The organism is Pseudomonas sp. RGB (genome assembly GCF_007713445.1).
Taxonomy (GTDB): Bacteria; Pseudomonadota; Gammaproteobacteria; order Pseudomonadales; family Pseudomonadaceae; genus Aquipseudomonas.
This window is the reverse complement of record NZ_VMSH01000009.1, coordinates 1-20,974: the sequence shown is the minus strand read 5'-3', so window position 1 is coordinate 20,974 and position 20,974 is coordinate 1. Positions and strand designations below refer to the sequence as shown.

Genomic DNA, 20,974 nt, shown 5'->3' with positions numbered 1-20,974 from the left:
GCCGCTCCTGCCAATAACTAAACCAGGGAGTCACCCCATGCAGCGTCGTACGTTGTTGAAAGCCAGTCTTACCGCAGCCGCCGCCCTCAGCCTTCCGCTGGGCGTGCGCTCTGCATTCGCCGCCGAACCCTTCACCTTTTACGGCCTCAAGTCCATGTCTGGCGCCTTTGCCAGCTATGGCAAGTTTGCCGACATGGGTTCGCGGCTCGCGGTGGAACAACACCCCGAGATTCTCGGCCGCCCGCTCAACTACAAGGTCATCGACACCGAAGGCAACGCCGGCAAGGCGGTGCGCAAGGTCCAGGAGGCGATCCAGCAGGACGGCGCACGGTTCTTCCAGGGCTGCACGCTGTCGTCATCGGCCCTGGCGGTGGCCAAGGAAGTCAGCAAGGTCGGCGGCGTGTTCATGACCCCGGTGGGCGCCGATGAGGTGACCGGCAAGGACTGCAACAGTGCGACTTTCCGCTGGTCGGTGCCCACCTACGGCGCGATCCGCGAAACCCTGGTGCCGCTGATCAAGCTGCTGCCGGACGCCAAACGCTGGTACACCATCACCCCGCAGTACGTGTTTGGCGAAGCCTTGCTCGAAGGCGCCAAAAACGTGCTCAAGGAAAACGGCCTGGAGCACGTCGGCAACAGCTATCACTCTTTGCAGGAGCAGGAATTCTCCGGCTACCTGACCAACGCCATCGCCGCCAAACCCGACGTGCTGGTGCTGCTCAACTTCGGCAGCCAGTCATCCAACACCCTGCGCCAGGCGGTGAATTTCGGCATCAAGGAGCGCATGAAAGTGCTGCTGGTGTGGTCCGCCGGCCTCGATCAATTCCAGGAACTGGGCAGCGATGTGCTCGAAGGCGTGTACCTCGGCGCGCAGTACTGGCACCAGGTCGACAGCCCGCTCAACCGTGAACTGGTCAAGCTGACCCAGGCCAAATACGGCATCAACCCCACCTACCCGCTGGCCGCCGACTACATCAGCACCAAGGTCATGCTCGACACCATCATTGCCACCGGCAGCTTCGACGGGCCGACGGTAGCCAAGGCCATGCAGGGCCTGAGTTTTGAAGGCCCCACCGGTAAGGAATCGATCCGCGCCGGCGACCATCAGGTGATCAAGGATTACTACCTGATGATCGGCAAAGCCGCCGGCGACATGGCCGACAAGGACGACCTGGCCAAAGTGCTCAGTGCCGGCCAGTCGTTCCCGCCGGTGCAAGCCACGGGCTGCGTGCTCGGCTGATCCGCTAAACCATCACCGGTTGTACACGACAGGGCCGCCCGCGCGGCCGCCTGTCCGAGGGTTCCTGCATGCTTAATCTTTACCTGTTCCAGATCCTCAACGGCCTTGGGCTGGGGATGATCTACTTTCTGATCGCGGTCGGGCTGACAATCATTTTCGGCCTGCTCAACTTCGTCAACTTCGCCCACGGCGCGTTCTTCCTGCTGGGCGCCTACATCTGCTACACCGCCGTGAGCCTCACCGGCAACTTCTGGCTGGCGCTGCTGATCGCGCCACTGGTGGTGGCGGCGCTGGCCTGGGTGATCGAGCGACTGTTGATCCAGCGCATTTATCACTTGCCGCACATGTTCCAGATCCTGGTGACGCTGGGTATCGCGCTGATCATCCAGGAAGCCAGCGTGATGATCTGGGGCCCGGTGGGCAAAAGCGTCGCCGTGCCGGAACTGCTGCGCGGCGTGCTGGTGGTCGGCGACTTCGTCTACCCCTACTACCGCCTGTTCCTCATTGTGTTTTCCGGGCTGGTCGGCCTGGGTTTGTGGCTGCTGCTGGAGCGCACGCGCTTCGGCGCCCTGGTGCGCGCCGGCAGTGAAAGCACCGAAACCGTGTCGCTGCTGGGCACCAATATCTTCCGTTTGTTCTCGATGACCTTCGCCCTCGGCGTAGCCCTGGCCGGCGTCGCCGGTGTGCTGTTTGCGCCCTTGCGCGGCGCCCAGCCCTTCGTCGGCCCGGAGATTCTCGGCGTGGCGTTCGTGGTGGTGGTGATCGGCGGCATGGGCTCGTTCAGTGGTGCGCTGGTTGGCGGTCTGCTGGTGGGCGTGGTGCAAAGCCTGATGACCACACTTTGGCCCCAAGGCGCGAGCCTGATGATCTACGGCGCGATGGCCGTGGTGATTCTGGTACGCCCTTACGGCCTGTTTGGGAGAGCCTGACATGAGCGAGAAAAATCCCCTGCCGTTTGCCAAGACCCAATCAAAAGCGATGTTGCTGTGGGTACTGGCGGTACTGATCGGTTTGCCGTTGATATTGCCTTCGGCAACCCTGGCCACCGAGATCCTGATCTTTGCCATGGCCGCCCTGGCCTGCAACCTGCTGCTGGGCTACACCGGGCTGTTGTCGTTCGGCCAAGGCATCTTTTTCGGCGCCGGCGCCTATTGCGCTGCACTGTTGATGATCCACCTGCAACTGGGCCTGTTCCCTGCCCTGCTCGGCGCCGCCGTGGCGGGTGGTTTCCTCGCGCTGCTGGTGGGCGCCCTGGCAATCCGGCGCACCGGCATCTACTTCGTGATGCTGACCCTGGCGTTCAGCCAGATGGCCTACTTCGTCGCCTACACCCTGAGCGACTGGACCGGCGGTGACAACGGTCTGCTCAGCGTGCCGCGCCCGGAAATCCGCCTCGGTGACACCGTGCTGCTGTCGCTGGCCGACGCCCGCGCGTTCTATGGCTTTGTCGCGGTGCTGTTCCTGTTGATCTTCATCGGCGCACGCCGGGTCATCGCCTCGCCGTTCGGCAGCACCTTGATGGCCATCCGCGAAAACGAAACCCGCGCCTCGGCCATCGGCTACGACACGCGCCACTTCAAGATCCTGGTGTTTGTGCTGTCCGGCGCCGTCACCGGCATCGCTGGGGCGCTGTACGCGATGTTGCTGCACTTTGTGCCGCTGTCGAACATCGACCTGGCGATGTCCGAGAACATCCTGATCATGACCATCGTCGGCGGCACCGGTTCGCTGTTCGGCTCGTTGCTGGGCGCCGGTTCCATCGTGCTGCTGGGCGACTTTCTCTCCGACCTGTGGCCGCGCTGGCTGATGCTGCTCGGCATCATCCTGATCCTGGTGGTGATCTTCATGCGCGGCGGTTTGTGGGGCGGTCTGTCGTCGCTGTTCGAACGCGTACGCGGCAGCCGCAAGGCCGACGTTGTGACCAAGGAGAAGCTGTCATGAGCATCCTGCTGGAAACCCAGAACCTGGAGCTGGCCTACGGTGCGTTCCACGCGGTGAACGGCGTCAACCTCAAGGTCGAAGCCGGCACCATCCACACCATCATCGGCCCCAACGGCGCCGGCAAGACCAGCCTGTTTCACTGCCTGACCGGCGAGCGTCAGGCCACTGGCGGGGCAATTCATTTCGACGGCCAGAACCTGATGCGCAAACCCGCCCACGCCCGCGTCGGCCTGGGCATGGCGCGTTCGTTCCAGCTCACCAGCCTGTTCCAAAACCTCAGCGTGCGCGAGAACCTGCGCCTGGCCGCCCAGGGCCGCGACGGTGCGCGTGCGCTGAACTTCTGGCGCCGGGTCGACAGCAAGCGCGAGCACCTGGAGATGGCCGACCAGGTACTCGAACGCCTGCAACTCACGAGCCGCGCCGACACCCTGGCCGGCGAGTTGTCCCACGGCCAGCAGCGTGTGCTGGAAGTCGGCATGTCGATCTGCTCCAAGCCAAAACTGTTGATGCTCGACGAACCCACCTCGGGCATGGGCATCGATGACATCCCGATCATGACCCAGTTGATCAGCGACCTCGGCCGCGACCACACGGTGCTGTTGATCGAACACAACATGAGCATCGTCATGTCCATCAGCCAACGCATCACCGTGATGAGCCACGGGCAGATCCTGGTGGAAGGCACGCCGGAATTCGTGCGCGCCGATGAACGTGTGCGCACTGCTTACCTGGGAGAGGCCGCCTGATGCTGATCGTCGAGAATATCCATTCCTACTACGACAAAAGCCACGTACTCGAAGGCGTGTCGCTGACCGTCAACCCCGGCGAGCTGGTGACCCTGCTGGGCCGCAATGGCGCCGGCAAGACCACCACGCTGCGCAGCATCCTCGGGATTATCTGCCCGCGCCAGGGCCAGATTCACTTCAACGGCCAGGCGCTGGTGGGCCAGAAGATCTTCGAAATCGCCCGCCAGGGCTTGGCGCTGGTGCCGGAAAACCGCGGGATTTTCCGCCTGCTGAGCGTCGAAGAAAACCTGCGCATCGCCGTGCGCAAGACCAGCCGCTGGCAACTGGACGACGTGTACGGCATGTTCCCGCGCCTCAAGGAACGCCGCAAAAACGCCGGCCACGCGTTGTCCGGCGGTGAGCAACAGATGCTCGCCATCGCCCGCGCGCTGCTCAACGACCCCAAGCTGCTGATCCTCGATGAACCCACCGAAGGCCTCGCGCCGGTGATCGTCGACGAACTGGTGAAAATCCTGCGCAAGGTCAAGGACGACGGCCTGCCCGTGCTGCTGGTGGAACAGAACCTGATGGTCTGCGACAAGCTCGCCGACCGCCATTACGTGCTCGAACAGGGCCGCGTGGTGTACGAGGGCAGCGCCGCTGCCTTCCGCGCCGACCCAAGCATCAAGAACCGTTATTTGGCCCTGAGTGCCTGACCGGAGAGTGCCCATGAATAGTTTTGCGCAACCGCTCAAGAGCAACGCCCCGCTGATCAACCGCGACCGCCTGTGGCAATCGCTGATGGACCTGGCCCAACTGGGCGCCACCGTCAAAGGCGGCGTGTGCCGCCTGGCGCTCACCGACCTCGACCGCCAGGCCCGCGACCTGTTCGTGCACTGGTGCGAGGCGGCTGGGTGCAGCGTCAGTGTTGACGCCATCGGCAATATTTTTGCCCGGCGTGCCGGGCGCAATCCCGCCCTGCCCCCGGTGATGACCGGCAGCCATATCGACACCCAGCCCACGGGTGGCAAGTTCGACGGCTGCTACGGCGTGATGGCCGGGCTGGAAGTGATCCGCACCTTGAATGACCTTGGCATTGAAACCCAAGCACCGATCGAGGTGGTGGTGTGGACCAACGAAGAAGGCTCGCGTTTTCCGCCGTGCATGATGGGCTCCGGGGTGTTCGCCGGTCAGTTCGACTTGCAGGAAACCCTCGACAAACAGGACGAGCACGGCCTGTCGGTGGGCGCCGAACTGCAGCGCATCGGCTACGCCGGTTCGCGCGCGGTGCTTGGCCACCCGGTAGGCGCGTATTTCGAGGCGCATATCGAACAAGGCCCGGTGCTGGAAGACCAGGCCACCACCATTGGCGTGGTCATGGGTTGCCTGGGCCAGAAGTGGTTCGACTTGACCTTCACTGGTGTCGAAGCCCACGCCGGCCCCACGCCCATGCACCTGCGCAAGGACGCCCTGGTCGGCGCCGCCGAAGTCGTCAGCGCGGTCAACCGTATCGCCCATCAGCAACAGCCACACGCCTGCGGCACGGTCGGTTGCCTGAGCGTGCACCCAGGCTCGCGCAATGTGATTCCCGGCCAGGTGCACATGACCATCGACCTGCGCCACCTGCACGCCGACAGGTTGCAAGCCATGGTCGATGAAGTGCGCGGCGTGATTGAAGCCACGGCTGCACGCCACGGATTGACGTTTGCGCTGACGCCCACCGCCGACTTCCCGCCGCTGGATTTCGCCCCGGCCTGCGTCAACGCCGTGCGTGACGGCGCAACGGCCTTGGGCTTGAGCCATATGGACATCGTCAGCGGTGCCGGGCATGACGCGATTTTCGTCGCCGAACTCGGCCCGGCCGGGATGATCTTTGTACCGTGCGAAGGCGGCATCAGCCATAACGAAATCGAAAACGCCGCGCCGGATGACCTGGCAGCAGGCTGCGCGGTGCTGCTGCGCGCCATGGTCAACGCGGCGCAGGGGGACCTGGCATGAGTGAGATGGGCCAACTGACAGCGGTACAACTGCTGCAGCATTTTCGCGACAAAAGCCTGTCGCCGGTGGAGGTCACCGAAGATGCTTTGCTGCGTATCGAGCGCTACAACCCGGTGGTGAACGCCTACTGCCATATCGATCCTGAGGGTGCCTTGAGCGCTGCGCGCGCCTCGGAACAACGCTGGCTCAAAGGCCAACCCTGCGGCGCGCTGGACGGCGTGCCCGCTTCGATCAAAGACCTGACGCTGACCCTTGGCATGCCCACCCGCAAGGGTTCACGCACCACCTCCGCCGACGGGCCGTGGGACGTGGATGCGCCCTTCTCGGCCCTGATGCGCAAGGCCGGTGCGGTGCTGCTGGGCAAAACCACCACCCCGGAATTCGGCTGGAAAGGCGTCACCGACAACCCGTTGTACGGCATCACCCGCAACCCGTGGGACACCCGCACCACCGCGGGCGGCTCGTCCGGTGGCGCGGGCGCGGCGGCGGCGCTGAACCTGGGCGTGCTGCACCAGGGCAGCGATGCCGGTGGCTCGATCCGCATTCCGTGTGCGTTCACCGGTACCTTTGGCATCAAGCCGACCTTCGGCTACATACCGCAGTGGCCGGCCAGTTCGATGACGATTCTGTCGCACCTGGGGCCGATGACGCGCACGGTGGAAGACACCGTGCTGATGCTGCAAACCGTCGCGCAGCCGGATGCGCGCGATGGCCTGATCGGTGCGCCACGGACCACGCCGTGGCTCAAGCCGGGTGCGGATTTGCAAGGCTTGCGTGTGGCCTACAGCCCGACCTTCGGTTATGTGGATGTCGACCCGCAGGTGGCCAGCGTCGTCGCCCAAGCCGTGCAAGGGTTGGTGCAGCTGGGCGCACATGTCGAGCAGATCGACCCGGGGTTCAGTGACCCGCTGGAGGTGTTCAGCACCTTATGGGCCGCCGGCGCCGCCCGCCTGACCAGCACGATGAGCGAGGCGCAAAAACAGCTGCTCGACCCTGGCCTGCTGCGTATCGCGCAACGCGGCGAACAGCTGAGTCTGCGCGACTTCAACGACGCCCTCGAAGCCCGCGCGGCACTGGTGGCGCGGATGGCGGCGTTTCATGAGCATTACGACGTGCTGGTGTCGCCGATGATGCCCATCACTGCGTTCGAGGCGGGGCACAACGTACCACCGGGTTCGGGCCTGAACGAATGGATGGAGTGGACGCCGTTTACCTATCCCTTCAACCTCACCCAGCAACCGGCGGCGTCGGTGCCGTGTGGGTTGGCGGCGAATGGCATGCCGGTGGGGCTGCATGTGGTAGGCGCGCGGTTTGCCGATGAGCAGGTGCTGCGGGTGTGTCAGGCCTATGCCCATGCGTTCCCCACGGAACACCTTGAGGCACCTCGGGTGTTCTGAACTGCGGCGTTCGACCGCGGACTGCGGTGTGCATCGGCGGTTGCGCCTGGCTTATAATTCGCGCTTCATTTTTTGTTGCGCGGGTTGTTTCAGATGCTATTTACAAGGACCGTTCTGGCGAGTGCAGTGCTCGCCCTCCTGCCCATCGTGGCCCACGCTGCAACGCTGGATTTGACCTACGAAGCGCCCGTCACCGAGGCCGCGCCACAGGCTGCACCGGCGACGGCCAAATCGTTGTTCCCCATCAAGACCCAGGCGCCGGTGACCTTCGACTACCACTGCAAGGGCCCGCGTTGCCAGTATGAAGATGACCTGGAGCCGCGCCACGAGGACCAGACCACACAGAGCTGGTCCATCGGTATTCAATAACGATCAGGCGGCTTTTTGCTGGGATGCTATTAGCGATGGGGGGTTTTGGGGGCGTATCCGTTATTGGGTGATGGCTGAGGTTGGTTTCGCCCTTACGGCGAGTCACTTTGGAAAAAAAGCCCCAAAGTAACCCAAGGGCTCTTGCCCCACCACTCGGCCAGCGTGGTTTAACGGGGCGCCTAAGATCAAGATCAAAAAGCAGAGCACGGCGGTTTAGTAGCCGACCTGAGTGGTAGAAGCAAAACCGAGGCGGCCTGACAGCCGACCTGATCCTTGAAGCTGAACTCAATCAAATGTGGGAGCTGGCTTGCCTGCGATGGCATCAACTGGGTGTCACTGATACACCGAGGTGCCTGCATCGCAGGCAAGCCAGCTCCCACAGAAAAGCAAAGCAGTGCGGTGGTGGAGGCTGAACTCGGTCAAATTGTGGGAGCGGGCTTGCTCGCGAAGGCGGTGGGTCAGTGACACATGAGCTGACTGAACCACCGCATTCGCGGGCAAGCCCGCTCCCACATTTGGATCTCTGTGCATCAGGTAGATGGGTTTCGTTTGTACTCGGTCAAAGGTGGGAGCTGGCTTGCCTGCGATGGCATCTACTGGTTATGCCTGACACACCGAGGTGCCTGCGTCGCAGGCAAGCCAGCTCCCACAGAAAAGCAAAGCAGTGATGTGCCGGCGGCTGAACTCGGTCAAATTGTGAGAGCGGGCTTGCTCGCGAAGAGGGCGTGTCCGTTACTGCATACCGCGACTGACCCACCGCTTTCGCGAGCAAGCCCGCTCCCACATTTTGATCGGTGTACTGCGCAAAAACTCGCACATTCCCCACCAGCAACTAAGCTCAGCCTCCAACAAAAAAATACCGAGCTGACCGCCATGGCCCACCCTACCGAGACCTTCCGCACCCGTTATCGCGCGGCCATAAGCAGCCATTACCACCCATGGCTGCACGCCGGTTTCGTCCTCGGCTATGGCGTTTTCTGCATCACCCTCGCCTGGTCCTCCACCGAACGCATCACTCCGCTGCAGTGGCTGACCGTGCCCCTGACCCTGGTGTTCTTCAACCTGTGCATCTACCTCGTGCACCGCCACCTCGGCCATCACAAACACACCCTCGCCCGACTGTTTTATGCGCGGCACACCGGCGACCATCACAGTTTCTTCACGCCCGGCCACATGACCTACGACAGCCCTCGGGACTGGCGCGTGATCCTGTTCCCGGCGTGGCTGATCGTGCTGCACAGCCTGGCCATCACCCTCCCCGCCTGGTGGTTGCTCAAGCACCTGAGCCCCAACATCGCCGGGCTGTTTGCCGGCTGCATGATCCTCGGTTACTTGCTCTACGAGGTGTTCCACGCCTGCGAACACCTGCCTGCCAACCACCGCGTGGCACGCCTGCCGTGGATCCGCCAGATGCACCAATTGCACGCCCTGCACCACCGCCGCGAACTGATGCAGGGGCGCAATTTCAATATCGTCCTGCCGCTGATGGATTACCTGTTCGGCACTCTGCACTGGGAACCGAACGCCCACGACAACCAGGAACAGTCATGAGCCACCGCCGTCAACATCTTCGTCATGGGCTATTCGTTGTATCGCTTGCGCTGATCGCCTTTCTGCTGCTGATGCCCACCCAGGTACAACCGGTGAACTGGGCCCCGCCCAAGGCGCCCTCGATGAAGGACGGCACCTACGCCGAGAATCAGCGGCTCAAGGCGGTGCAACGAGTCGGCGCCTCGGACATCGCCGGGCCCGAGGCCTTGTTGCTGGATGCCCAGGGGTTTCTGATCAGTGGCCTGCAGGACGGGCGCATCATCCGAACATCGCCCGACAGCCACATCCTGGAAGTGTTGGCCAATACCGGCGGACGCCCGCTTGGCCTGGCGTTGCACCCGGATGGGCGTTTGATCATTGCCGATGGGGTCAAGGGCTTGCTCGCGCTGGATGCCAATCGGCAACTCACGCTGCTGAGCAACAGCGCGAACGGCTTGCCGTTTGGCTTTACCAATGACGTGACGGTTGACGCCAGCGGGCGCTTTGCCTACTTCAGTGACGCGTCAAATCGCTGGGGCTATGGCCAGGATGGTGAAGCCGTGATTGAACATGGCGGCGATGGTCGGCTGTTGCGCTATGACTTTGCCACCGGCACCACCGAGGTGTTGCTTGACCAACTGCAATTTGCCAACGGTGTGGCGCTGGGGCCGGATGAGAACTATGTGCTGGTGAACGAAACCGGCGCCTACCGCATCAGCCGCTACTGGCTCAAGGGTGAGCACGTGGGTAGCCACGACCTGTTTATCGACAATCTGCCAGGCCTGCCGGACAACCTCAGCTTCAATGGCAGCGATCGCTTCTGGGTCGCGCTGTATTCGCCGCGCAACCCGTTGCTGGATGGCTTCGCCGGCTATCCGTTGCTGCGCAAGGTGATGGTACGGGCGTTGATGGTGGTGCCCAAGCCCATCGAGCGTAAGGCTTTTGTGCTGGGGCTGGACACCGACGGCAAGGTCATCGCCAACTTGCAGGATGGCAGCTCGGGCAATTACTCTCCCATCACCACCGCGCGTGAATACGGCGACTGGTTGTACCTGGGCTCGTTGAAGAGCACGAGCATGGCGCGCCTGCCACTGAAGCAGGCACTGGCCCGCGAATGAAAAGGGCAGCCCGGATGGACTGCCCCTTCATGCTTGCGTCAACGGATCAGTGGATGATGTCCTGGGTGCAGATGTGCCCGAAGGTCACGTACGCCACATTGTCACCGCCCACCCCCACACCAGGGAACTCGTCCAGCTCGATACGCCAGCCGCCGAAGTTGAAGGTGGTGTCCCAGTTGTATTTCACGCCGGTGCTGCTGTCCGGGTATTGCACGCGGTAATCACCGAAGCATTCACCGAGCGCGGCGCTGGCCAGGGAGGTGCCGGCGCTGTTGGTGCTGGCCTTGAAGTCGGTCCAGTGGTACTCGGCGCCCACAAAGCGCTTGTCCACGCGCAGCACTGGCGTAACCCCCAACAGAGGCGCGCCCGTGGAGTCGGACCAGTTGGTGGTCCAGTTCAACGTGCGCGCGGCCTGGGTCGCCATCCAGAATATCGAGGCCGGCACCCGCACGATGTTGTCGCCCTTCACATCCGACGCATTCAACCGTGGCGTAGAGCCAAGGCTCAAGGCGTACGGTTTGGTCGGGTCTTGTGCCACGCCCGGGTTGGCACGTACGCGCACCTTGACGGTGGTGCCCGGCGTGACGCTCGGGTAGGTCGACGTGGAACCGGCCGGCACGGTGACCCAGTTGGCACCGTCGAAACGCTCGAAGAGCCACTGGTTGCGGCTGCCATTTTCATCACCCGCCAGGTACATGCTCACGCTTTGGCCGCGCACCGCCTTGAAGTCGAAGTAATCAACGTCACTGGCATTGTCGAGGTTGCCGGTCACCTTGTTCATCGAGTCCGGCAGCGCAAAGGCATTTTCCGGTGTGTCGTTGGGCTCAAAGGCGTCGATGTTGGTGTCCACCGCCACACCAAAACTGAACTTCGCGTTGGTGGCGGTCTTGGCCACCATGAACCAGTAGTAATCGCCCGCTGGCAGGATGCCGCCCAGGTATTCATCGGCATTGCCTGGGTTATCGGACGTATCGATCAGTTGCGGGTTGCCCTGACCGTCATCGCGGAACAGGCTCAGCGACATATCGGCGCCCGCGCTCTGGTTGATCAACTGCACCAATACACGGGCGTTGTGCGGCAGGTTGAAGTGGTACGGAAACTCCTGGCCTGTTTGCACCTGGTCGATGGTGTAGAGGGTGTTGATATCCAGGGTCGGGAACAGCGGCTCAAAGGCGGCGACGGCAGCACTTTTCAGGTTGGCCTGGCTCGGCTTTTTCAACTCGCCGATGGCAGTGTTGAACGGTGCGGACTTGGCCGCTTTGCCAACGGGTTTTACCTTGCCGTTTTTGGCGTCCAGCAGCTTTTTCAGCAGTTCGTCCGGGATCGGCACGGGCGTCAGCGTGCCACCCGGTTTCAGCGCATCGATCACGCCTTGGTTGACCGTACCGGGGGTGAGTATCGAAAGGGTTGGCTCGGCCAGGGCAGAGGCCGAAATAAAGCAGGAGGCCATCATGGCCGCGCCCAGCATAAGGGCTTTTGTCGGTTTCATTTTTTATCCATCCATAGTTAAAAAATTGAAGCTCAGGTGATCGGTGACATCCGGTCACCTGGGATGGAATGTAGAACATGACTGTATGCATGTACAGTATTTTTACGAGTTTTTTCACGCTCGGTTTGAACCGATCCAACCCAGGCCGTCGGCTTACCAGGCACGCCAATACGGCCCGGACACAAGTCCAGGGGCGCGCACTCACATTGGGAACTTGCCTACCTGACAGAGAAAAAGCGCCTGCACAAAGGCGCGTTAATACCCGGTCATTTCCAGATACCCCACCCCGCCCTCAAACTGCACCGGCCCTTCCCAGTACGGAATGCTCAGGTTCATCCAGGCCTTCGGGTTGACGGCCTGGGGGGTGATATCCAGATGCTTGCCGGGGATTTTCAGTGACCAGCGCGTCGGAATGTGGCGCCCGTCGATCGCGGTGGTGGTCAGTGGCGTGAGCTGGATATCGGCGTTGTGCAGCGTCTCGGTGCGGCCCTGTTGATCAATCCAGGTGCCGGTGAGATAGCCCGCGCCGTCTGTTTGCCGAACGCGAAACAGCATCAACTGCTCGCCGCGATCCAGGTGCAGGGAAAACCAGTCCCAGCCGGTCTGACTGGCCGCCAGTGGTTGGCTGCTCCATTCACGGTCGAGCCACGCTGGGCCGCTGACCTCATAGGTGATGCCGTCGATGCTGACAGTGCCGGTCGCGTTGAAAAACGGCTGGCTGTAGTAGTAGGACGCCTGGCCTTGATCGGATTTGCGGCTGTAGCCGTTGTCACCTTGCAGCACCAGCGGGCGGCTGGAGGTCAGGTGCAGGTCGTAGGCAAATTGCGCGCCGCCGGCCTTGAGTTGCATCTGCGCCAGAGGGCTTGCGGCGCCGGGGCGGGTAGCGAAATTCCAGTCGTCGATCCAGGCGTTGAACGGCACCGCCTGGGCGCCGGCCTGGCCGATCCCGCCACGCGCGTAGCGTTCGGCAGCGTAATGGTGAGTGGCGGAGGTGACGGCGGCGTGGCCGAGCCAGATCGTGGAGTCGTGCCAGCCGGGTTGCGCCGGCCCCGCCTTCAACGCGTTGCGAAACAGCGTCCACTGCACGCCGAACACATTGCCCTGGGCGTCCTTGAGGTTGGCGGTGACGTACCACCATTCAATGCGAAAACCGTCATGGGGGCCGTGGTCCTCGGGAAAACTGAAGACCTTGCCGGGCACCACCTGAGCAAAGTTCGCCGCATCGCTGCCCAGGCCGGCGAAGCTTTCCGGCGGCGCGGGGGCTTTGTCGCACGCGGCCAGCAACAGCAAGGCAGCCCACAACCACGCTTTAATCTTCATTGGCAAATGTCCTCAGCAAATCCGCCGGGCGACTGCGGTACAACTGCCACAACGGCCAGGCCGAGGCCAACAAGGTGGCCAGCAGCGCCAACCCCAACAACTGAGCAAGCTGCCACGGGAACACCTGCAATGGCAGGCGCCAGCCGAATGCCTGCACGTTGATCACCGCGTCCAGGCACCACGCCAGCAGCAGGCCCAGCGGCAACGCCAGCACCAGGGTCAGCACCGCCAACAGCCAGGTCTGGCCCAGGTTGAGCAACATCAATTGCCGACGCGTCACGCCCAGCGCCCACAGGGGCGCGAGTTGGCCCAGTCGGCTTTGGCTCTGGGTCAGCAGACTGATAAACAGCGCCACGCCGGCCACGCCGAGGGTCAGGCTGTTCAAGGCGGCGGTGGCGGCGAAGGTGCGTTCAAACACCTGGCTCGACCAGCCTTTGAGTTGTTGCTGATCGACGATGCGGCTGTCATCCAGGGCAAACGTGCGCTGCACCTCGCGCACCAGCGGTGGCACCTTTTGCGGCTGCACCCGCAGGTTGAAGCGAGCCGGTGTCAGCGTTGGCCAATGCGCCAGCAGGTGGTGTGAATTGACCAGCAGATGGCCTTTGGGGTTGCCGTAGTCGGCGTAAATCCCCACCACCTTGGGCGACCAGACACCCTGATGCGTGGGAATCGCGACGGCATCGCCCAGTTGCACCTTCAAGCGCCTCGCCAATTGTTCGCTGAGCATGACCGTGTCGCCTTGCAGCAACTGGTCCCAAGGCGTGCTTGCCGCCTCCAGCAACGGCCAGTGCTGGCGGTAGGTTGGGTCGTCGACCACGCCGAACACATCCGCCGGCCAGCCCTGCAGTTGCACAGCAACCTGCCAGGTCGGTAGCACCGCCCGCACCAAGGGTTGCTGCGCCAACCACGTCGCGAGTTGCTCGGCCTGAGCCGGGTTTTGCGGGTTGAGGTAGAGCTCCGCCGTCAGGCGCTGCTCCAACCAGTTATTGAAGGTCTGGCGAAAGCCCGAGGTCATGGAGCCCGCGCCGATATTCGCCGCCAGGGCCAGCAGCAAAGCCATCAGCGCCAGGCTCAAGGCCGGCAACTGCTGGCGGCAGTCGGCAAGAAACCACTGGCCGAGCACGGAGCGGCTACGCCCGAGCACCGCCGTCAGCAGCCCATTGAGCACCACCGGCAAACCGAGTGCCGCGCCCAGCAGCAAGGCGGCCATCAACACAAAACCGGCCGCCAGGCTGTCGCCCAACCCTAGCGCCAGCAGTGCGATGACCAGCGCGGTAGCCGCCACCCAACCCTGGCGTCGCAACCAGCGCGCGTGCGCGTCATGCCAGGCCTGAGCATTGGCCAGTGCCAGCAGCGGCAAGCGCGCCGCCCGCCACAGGCTGCTGCCGCCTGCGAGCAGCGCGCCGACGAGGCTCAGGCCCAGCCCGGCCATCCACCACCACGGGCTGAGGCTCAACTGGCCCGGCACCTCGGCGCCGTACAGCCCACGTAAACTTGCGGCGACATCCGGCAGCAGCAGGCTCGCCAACAGATACCCGCTGGCGACACCAAGCACACCGCCGAGCAACGACAACACGCCGAGTTCGACGCCCAGGCTGAGGATCAGCATGCGCGCGCTGACCCCGCAGGCGCGCAAGGTCCGCAATAACCCGCGCCGTTGTTCCAGCGCCAGGCCGATCGCGGCGTGGACAATAAACAGCCCCACCACAAAGGATAAAAAGCCCAGGGCGTCGAGGTTCAAGTGAAAGCTTTCGGTGAGGCGCGCGAGGTTGTTGTCTTCACCCTGCTTGAGTTGCAGCGCAGCCGGTGGCGTGGGATGACCGGCGGCAAAGGCCTTGTCCAGCAGCAGGCGCGACAGTTGCCCCGGCATGCCCAGCAGCGGTTGGGCAAAACCGATATCGGTCAGTAACAGGCCCGGAGCCATGTCCTGCTGAACCTGCAACGGTGGCAAGGCTTGCCCGCTCGCGGCCAGCGGTTGCTCGCCCTCATGCAACCCCAGGGCCGCCAGGGTTTGCGGTGCGATCCAGGTACGCCCCGGCGGGTTGAAAAACGCGATCATTTGCGCCTGGCTCAACCGCTGCCCCGCCACCGCCCCGCCGCCGGGCAACGACAGCGGGTCGATACCCATCAGTTGCAGGCGCAGGTCCTCATGCCCCTTGAGCTGCAAGCGGCCCTGCACCACGGGCGATACCGGCCACCCGGCACGGCGCAGCTCGGCAAACAGCGCCTGGGGGAAGCTGGCAGCGTCCGGCGCACTGAGGCTGGCTTGCGGCTCACCGCCGATCAATTGACTGGCGCGTGCATAACTGTCCCGCGCCTGGCTGTTCAGCGCCTGCACCCCGGTCAACAGTGCGGTGGCCAGCCACAGGCCGGTCAACACGCTGAAAAACTGCACCGGGTGACGCCGCCAATGGCTCAGCAGTGCGCGCAACGTCCAATAAAAAACGCTCATCTCAACGCGCGTCCGCGGGCACGACACGGCCGCGATGCAGTATCACTTGCTGGTCCAGGCGCGCTGCGATGCGCGGGCTGTGGGTGACCATCAACAGGCTGGTGGCGCTGTCACGCAGCAGGTCCAACAGCAACTGCAACACTTCATCGCTGGTGGCTTCGTCCAGATTGCCGGTCGGCTCATCGGCCAGCAGCAAGCCGGGGCGCGAGGCCAGGGCGCGCCCCACCGCCACCCGTTGCTGCTGACCGCCGGACAGTTGCTCGGGGTAACGCTTGAGCAAGTCACCCAGCCCCAGGCGCTCCACCAATTGTGCCTGCCACTGCGGATCAAAGCGCCCTGCCAACCGCGCCTGGAACGCCAGGTTGTCCTCAACGCGCAAACTGCCGATCAGGTTGAATTGCTGGAACACCAGGCCGATTTCGGTGCGCCGCCAGTGAGCCAGCTGCGCCTCGGTCAGTTGATCCAGGCGCTGTGTGCCAACCTGGATGCTGCCGCCGTCCACGCGGTCGAGCCCGGCCACCAGATGCAGCAGCGTGCTTTTACCGCTGCCCGACTCGCCCATCAGCGCAAGGCTACTGCGTTCGCCCAGGTGCAAATCGACGCCCGCCAACACCGTCAGCGGGCCCTGCGGGGTGGCGTAGCTTTTAAGGACACCGTGCACCTGCAACATAAGAGCGCTCACGTGAAAGACTGCAAACGAGAATAACGGCTCATAGTCGCGCCCACGCAATTTTTTCACATTGATTTCACCGCCCGCCTACCCTCGCCCCACTAAATTGCCCACCACACGCCAAGGGCCGGCAACTCGTTAGTTGCCGGCCGTGGCCACTTTTAACCGCTGGATGTTCAGCGAAAAGACAGCAGCCCTATGACAGCCTCTTGCTTAACTTCGGGCATCCGTCGAAGCGTTGCGCCTACTTCAATAAAAACAGTGCAGTACAGTGCCCATGGTGAATGATGTGGTTGACCTTACCCTGACCAAACCGCGCTCGCGCCGCGGCTATATCAAGTGGTTGCGAAAGTGGTGGGCGGGCCTTGCAGTCATCGCGCTGCTGCTCGCCGGTTTCCTGCTGTGGCCCTCATCACCGCGTGACCTGGGCGTGGGCAATCGCTTGCTGAACTCGCAAGTGCTGCCCAGCTGGCGCGATGGTGACCTGATCGTGCTGGTGCGCCATGAAGAGCGCTGCGACCGCTCGACAAACCCCTGTTTCGGCGGCCCCGAAGGCCTGACAATCGTCGGCACCCAACGCGCGCAAGAACTGGGCAAGGCCTTCCTCAAACTCGGCATGGAAGGCAGCGACGTGCTCGCCAGCCCCGCATTGCGCACGGCCCAGACCTCACACTTCATGTTCGGCAATGCCGAACTGACCTCCGGGCAGCAGGCGATCTGCGGCGCGGCCATTGGCGAAGAGCTGCTCAGCCACAAGCAGCCCGGACGCAACCTCGTATTTGTCACCCACAGCGGCTGTATTGCCGACTTCGAAAAGACTCTGGGTTACCCGCGCGCAGCGTTTCCCGAGTACGGCAGTGCCCTGTTCGTTCGGGTCAAGGCCAACGGCAAATTCGAGACCCTGGGCATCATGAACAACTCCGCGTGGCCCGCCGTCCTGAAACAACTCTAGACACTTTTTTACATATACCCACCTGTATGTTCAGCAAACCGACAGCCCTCTTCTGGCATGTTTAACTGCGCCTGTTACTTCAGGACGTCATGAATATTTTCAGTGACTTAGTGAACTTAGTGACTCTTTCTACTATTACTTACATGCCTCAGTACTCCACCGTTAAACGTCAAGGAGCGACGTTTTGATGACCCGTTTGAAACCTCTGCCGCTACTGTTGCTGGCCTTCGCCGTGTTCTACCTGTTGCCCTTGGGGCTGCACGGTTTATGGATCCCGGATGAAACCCGCTACGCCCAGATCAGCCAGGAAATGCTGCTGAGCGGCAACTGGGTGGCGCCTCATTTCATGGGCGTGCGTTACTTCGAAAAACCTGCCGCCGGCTATTGGCTGATCGCCATCGGCCAGTGGGTGTTTGGCGAAAACCTCTTCGGGGTGCGCATTGCCTCGGCCTTGACCACGGGCCTGAGCGTTCTGCTCGCGTACCTCATCGCCCGCCGCCTGTGGAACGACCCACGCAAGAGCTTCGCCTGTGCCCTGCTGTACATGAGCTTCGGGCTGGTGGCAGGGCAAGCGGGTTACTCCAACCTCGATCCGCAATTCACCCTGTGGGTCAACCTCAGCCTGGTTGCACTGTGGTTCGCGCTCGACAGCCGTACCTCACGCGGCCGGCTCGGCGCCTGGGCAATGCTGGGCGTGGCCTGCGCCATGGGGTTCATGACCAAGGGCTTTCTGGCCTGGCTGTTGCCGGTGCTGATCGCCGTGCCGTACATGCTCTGGCAGCGACGCCTGGGTGAACTGTTGCGCTATGGCCCGCTGGCGATCCTGGTGGCGGTGGTGCTGTGCCTGCCGTGGGTGTGGGCGATCCATCTGCAGGAACCGGACTACTGGCGCTTCTTCTTCTGGCACGAGCACATCCGCCGCTTCTCCTCCAACAATGCCCAGCACGCCAGGGCCTGGTGGTTCTTCCTGCCGATCATGGTGGTGGCGTGCCTGCCATGGGCGGCGCTGTTGCCCGCGACCGTGGTCAACGCCTGGAAAGACAAAGGCCAGCCGGCGATTATTTTTCTGGCCTTGTGGCTGCTGCTGCCGCTGGGTTTTTTCAGCCTGAGCAACGGCAAGCTGCCGACCTACATCATGCCGTGCCTGCTGCCGCTGGCGTTGCTGATGGGGCATGCGTTGATCGACCTGATCAACCGCGGCAAAACGCGCAGCCTGCGCATTAACGGCCTGTTCAATTTCGCCATCGGCCTCGGCGCGATGGCGACCCTGATTTACCTGCAAATCGACAAACCGTTGTACAGCAACAGCCACGCCGAGATGTACAGCCTGTCGCTGACCTTCATCGTGCTGTTGGGCTGGATCCTGGCAAATCTGCTGCAAGCCTTCCGCCCGATGACGCTGTGGGCCATGCCTGCGCTGGCCATCGGCGTGCTGGTGGCGCTGCTGCCTGCCGGCATGCCGCAAGAGATCACCGATACCGAAATGCCCGACCAGTTCGTGCTTGAGCATCTGGATGAACTGCAACAAACCCATGCTTTGATCAGCAATGAACTGGGTTCGGCCTCGGCTTTATCCTGGCGCTTGCGCCGCCCTGATGTGGCGTTCTACGACACAGAGGGCGAGCTGCGCTATGGCCTCAAATACGCAGATTCGGTGCACCGCAAAGTCAGCTTTGAAAATGTTCAGCCCTGGCTGAGCGAAGCCCGCCAGCAAGGCTCGGTCGGCGTATTGATGCGCGTCAGAAGCACCAGTGAACATCGCGAAGAAGGGCAACTGCCACCCGGAGGCCAGCGCTATCGCAAGGGCGCCATGCTGCTGATCATCTATCCCAAACTTCCTTGACGTGATGCCCACCGTGAGAGCCGCCGATGAATTTCTGGAAAACCGAACGCGGCGCGCTGGTGCTGCTGCTGGGCGTCTCGGCGTTACTCCTGCTGCTGGGCCTGGGCAGTCGCGATTTGTGGGGGCCGGAGACCCGCTGGGCCAACATCGCGCTGCAGATGCTGCAAAGCGGTGACTACTTCGACCCCTACCTCAAGGGCGCACCGTATTACGACAAACCGCTGCCCTCTTATTGGCTGATTACCGCGTGCGCCAACCTGATGGGCGGGCTCGGCCCGTGGTCGCTGCGCCTGTCGTCCGTGATCGCGGCCTGGCTGAGCATCTGGCTGGTCTACCTGCTCGGCGAGCGCCTGTTTCGTAAAGGCACCGGGCTGATTGCCGGCTGGATGCTGGCGACCACCTTCTACTTTCTGTTCTGGGCCCGCGTGGCCACGGCCGATGTGCTGACCGTGTGTGGCGTGCTGTCGGCGGTCTGGTGGTATTGGCGCGGGCCGGATGACACGCGGCTGGGACGCTACACGGTATTTTTCCTGCTGCTGGCGGCAACGTCGTTGTTCAAAGGCTTGATCGGCTTTGTGTTGCCGGGCCTGGTGCTGTTGCCGCACTTGCTCAGCGAACACCGCTACCGGCGCCACCTCAACCTGCGCCTGCTGCTGGCCATGCTGATCGCGGCGGCGTTCTATTCGATTCCCTTCGTGTTGTCCCACTTTTACGGGGCACCCACCTATGGCGAGAGCGGCCTTGAACTGGTGTTCAAGGAAAACGTCGTGCGCTTTTTCGACCCCTTCGACCACATGGGGCCGATCTATACCTACCTGATCTACCTGCCCGCCTACACCCTGCCCTGGGCGCCGTGCTGGTTGCTTGGCCTGTGGCTGGCGCTGCGCCATTGGCGCCAAACGCCACCCAACGTGCGCTGGCTGGTGTGGGGCCTGGGCCTGCTGTTTGTGTTCTTTACCGCCAGCGGCAGCCGCCGCAGCTATTACGTGCTGCCCCTGGTGCCTTTCGCCCAGCTGCTGGCCGCCTGGTGGCTGAGTGAACGCCTGCAGCAGCAACCGGCCCGTTGGCCACGCTGGCAGAAGGCTTTTGGCATCACCGCCGGCGTGTTGCTGCTGGTGCTGGGCGTAGTCTACCCCTGGACCACCGGCAACGGCGGCGTCACCCGATTCGCCGAGGATGTGCATGCCCAGGCGGTGAAAAGCGCGCCGTGGAATCAGTGGCAGATGGTGCTGGTGGAAGTCGACAACAAGGTCCCGATGTACCTGCAAAACGGCGGCAAGCCGTTTTACTACGTGAGTGAAACCCAGGACTTCCCACGCCAGGGCGACAGCGCCGCGCTGATGGCCTGGCTGGAAAAAACCAGCGGCCAGGGGTTCGACCCGCAGCACACGATCATCGTCGCGCAATACTCAAAGGAAGACCCGACGCCGTTGGCCTACCTGGGCACGGATCATCAGGTGATCACCACGCAGCCGGACAATGGCGAGCGGCTGTTCCAGAAACGTTCGGGCGGCAGCGTGGCGTTTATTCCTGTGCCACGCTGACAGGCCCACTCAGGCGTTGCGGGTCTTCACCTGTGCGTGGAACCCCGCCAGCGCTGCCTGTGGTTTTTCCAGCGTCCGTTGGTGGCTGCAATTCTCCAACACTTGAAACACTGCGCTCGGTGTCAGGCCGTTGGGCGGGTTTCATCAGCGCGTTGAACATGGACAGGCGACGGGCTTGGTGCGCTTGGTGGTGAGTCAGTGAGTTGGCTGAGCTGGCGTGTATATCCGTTATTGGGTGATGGCTGAGGTTGGTTTCGCCCTTACGGCGAGTCACTTTGGAAAAGCCCCAAAGTAACCAAAGGGCTCTTGCCCCACCACTCGGCACCTCGCCTAGGCTCGGTGTGCCCTCACGCAGGCTTTGGAGCGTGGGCCGCCGCGATGGGCCA

Annotated in this window: 17 protein-coding genes; 13 read left to right on the top strand and 4 right to left on the bottom strand. The window is 62.9% G+C overall.

Going from position 1 to position 20,974, the window contains the following annotated elements:
- Window positions 1-37 precede the first annotated feature (37 nt).
- The 10 genes from FPT15_RS19130 (at window position 38) to FPT15_RS19085 (ending at window position 10,318) form a co-directional block, all read left to right on the top strand.
- Window positions 38-1,240: an ABC transporter substrate-binding protein gene (locus FPT15_RS19130; RefSeq protein WP_145163707.1), complete on the top strand. Its 1,203-nt coding sequence runs from the start codon at window positions 38-40 to the stop codon at window positions 1,238-1,240.
- 68 nt (window positions 1,241-1,308) lie between these two features.
- Entirely contained in the window at window positions 1,309-2,169 is an 861-nt protein-coding gene (locus FPT15_RS19125) for a branched-chain amino acid ABC transporter permease (RefSeq protein ID WP_015884776.1), read from the top strand.
- Window position 2,170: 1 nt separating this feature from the next.
- Window positions 2,171-3,181 (top strand): branched-chain amino acid ABC transporter permease, encoded by a 1,011-nt coding sequence (locus tag FPT15_RS19120; protein ID WP_145163705.1) that lies wholly within the window; start codon window positions 2,171-2,173, stop codon window positions 3,179-3,181.
- A complete protein-coding gene (locus tag FPT15_RS19115) occupies window positions 3,178-3,927 on the top strand; it encodes an ABC transporter ATP-binding protein (protein ID WP_145163703.1) in 750 nt (249 codons plus the stop codon). The genes FPT15_RS19120 and FPT15_RS19115 overlap by 4 nt, the downstream gene beginning before the upstream one ends.
- Complete coding sequence (locus tag FPT15_RS19110; protein WP_145163701.1) at window positions 3,927-4,622, top strand: ABC transporter ATP-binding protein; 696 nt, start codon at window positions 3,927-3,929, stop codon at window positions 4,620-4,622. The genes FPT15_RS19115 and FPT15_RS19110 overlap by 1 nt, the downstream gene beginning before the upstream one ends.
- 13 nt (window positions 4,623-4,635) lie before the next feature.
- A complete protein-coding gene (locus tag FPT15_RS19105; protein WP_145163700.1) occupies window positions 4,636-5,904 on the top strand; it encodes a Zn-dependent hydrolase in 1,269 nt (422 codons plus the stop codon).
- Entirely contained in the window at window positions 5,901-7,301 is a 1,401-nt protein-coding gene (locus FPT15_RS19100) for an amidase (RefSeq protein ID WP_145163698.1), read from the top strand. Before FPT15_RS19105 ends, FPT15_RS19100 begins: the two co-directional genes overlap by 4 nt.
- A gap of 126 nt (window positions 7,302-7,427) precedes the next feature.
- Window positions 7,428-7,670: a hypothetical protein gene (locus FPT15_RS19095; RefSeq protein ID WP_178119722.1), complete on the top strand. Its 243-nt coding sequence runs from the start codon at window positions 7,428-7,430 to the stop codon at window positions 7,668-7,670.
- Between the two features lie 873 nt (window positions 7,671-8,543).
- Window positions 8,544-9,221 (top strand): sterol desaturase family protein, encoded by a 678-nt coding sequence (locus FPT15_RS19090; protein ID WP_145163696.1) that lies wholly within the window; start codon window positions 8,544-8,546, stop codon window positions 9,219-9,221.
- Window positions 9,218-10,318 (top strand): SMP-30/gluconolactonase/LRE family protein, encoded by a 1,101-nt coding sequence (locus FPT15_RS19085; RefSeq protein ID WP_145163693.1) that lies wholly within the window; start codon window positions 9,218-9,220, stop codon window positions 10,316-10,318. The genes FPT15_RS19090 and FPT15_RS19085 overlap by 4 nt, the downstream gene beginning before the upstream one ends.
- Before the next feature lie 46 nt (window positions 10,319-10,364).
- On the opposite strand, the gene FPT15_RS19080 is transcribed toward FPT15_RS19085, so the two are convergent.
- From FPT15_RS19080 to FPT15_RS19065, 4 genes are all read right to left on the bottom strand, one after another.
- Complete coding sequence (locus FPT15_RS19080; protein WP_145163691.1) at window positions 10,365-11,807, bottom strand: hypothetical protein; 1,443 nt, start codon at window positions 11,805-11,807, stop codon at window positions 10,365-10,367.
- Between the two features lie 255 nt (window positions 11,808-12,062).
- Window positions 12,063-13,127, bottom strand: coding sequence for a lipocalin-like domain-containing protein (locus FPT15_RS19075; protein ID WP_145163688.1), 1,065 nt, complete (start codon window positions 13,125-13,127; stop codon window positions 12,063-12,065).
- On the bottom strand, window positions 13,117-15,579 hold the full coding sequence (locus FPT15_RS19070; protein WP_145163686.1) for an FtsX-like permease family protein: 2,463 nt from the start codon (window positions 15,577-15,579) through the stop codon (window positions 13,117-13,119). The genes FPT15_RS19075 and FPT15_RS19070 overlap by 11 nt, the downstream gene beginning before the upstream one ends.
- A gap of 1 nt (window position 15,580) precedes the next feature.
- Complete coding sequence (locus FPT15_RS19065; protein WP_145163684.1) at window positions 15,581-16,249, bottom strand: ABC transporter ATP-binding protein; 669 nt, start codon at window positions 16,247-16,249, stop codon at window positions 15,581-15,583.
- 277 nt (window positions 16,250-16,526) lie between these two features.
- Between FPT15_RS19065 and FPT15_RS19060 the strand changes: the two genes are divergently transcribed.
- From FPT15_RS19060 to FPT15_RS19050, 3 genes are all read left to right on the top strand, one after another.
- Window positions 16,527-17,201: a histidine phosphatase family protein gene (locus tag FPT15_RS19060; protein WP_178119730.1), complete on the top strand. Its 675-nt coding sequence runs from the start codon at window positions 16,527-16,529 to the stop codon at window positions 17,199-17,201.
- Between the two features lie 187 nt (window positions 17,202-17,388).
- A complete protein-coding gene (gene arnT / locus FPT15_RS19055) occupies window positions 17,389-19,044 on the top strand; it encodes a lipid IV(A) 4-amino-4-deoxy-L-arabinosyltransferase (RefSeq protein WP_145163680.1) in 1,656 nt (551 codons plus the stop codon).
- 26 nt (window positions 19,045-19,070) lie between these two features.
- Window positions 19,071-20,588: a glycosyltransferase family 39 protein gene (locus FPT15_RS19050; protein ID WP_145163678.1), complete on the top strand. Its 1,518-nt coding sequence runs from the start codon at window positions 19,071-19,073 to the stop codon at window positions 20,586-20,588.
- The last annotated feature ends 386 nt before the right edge of the window (window positions 20,589-20,974 follow it).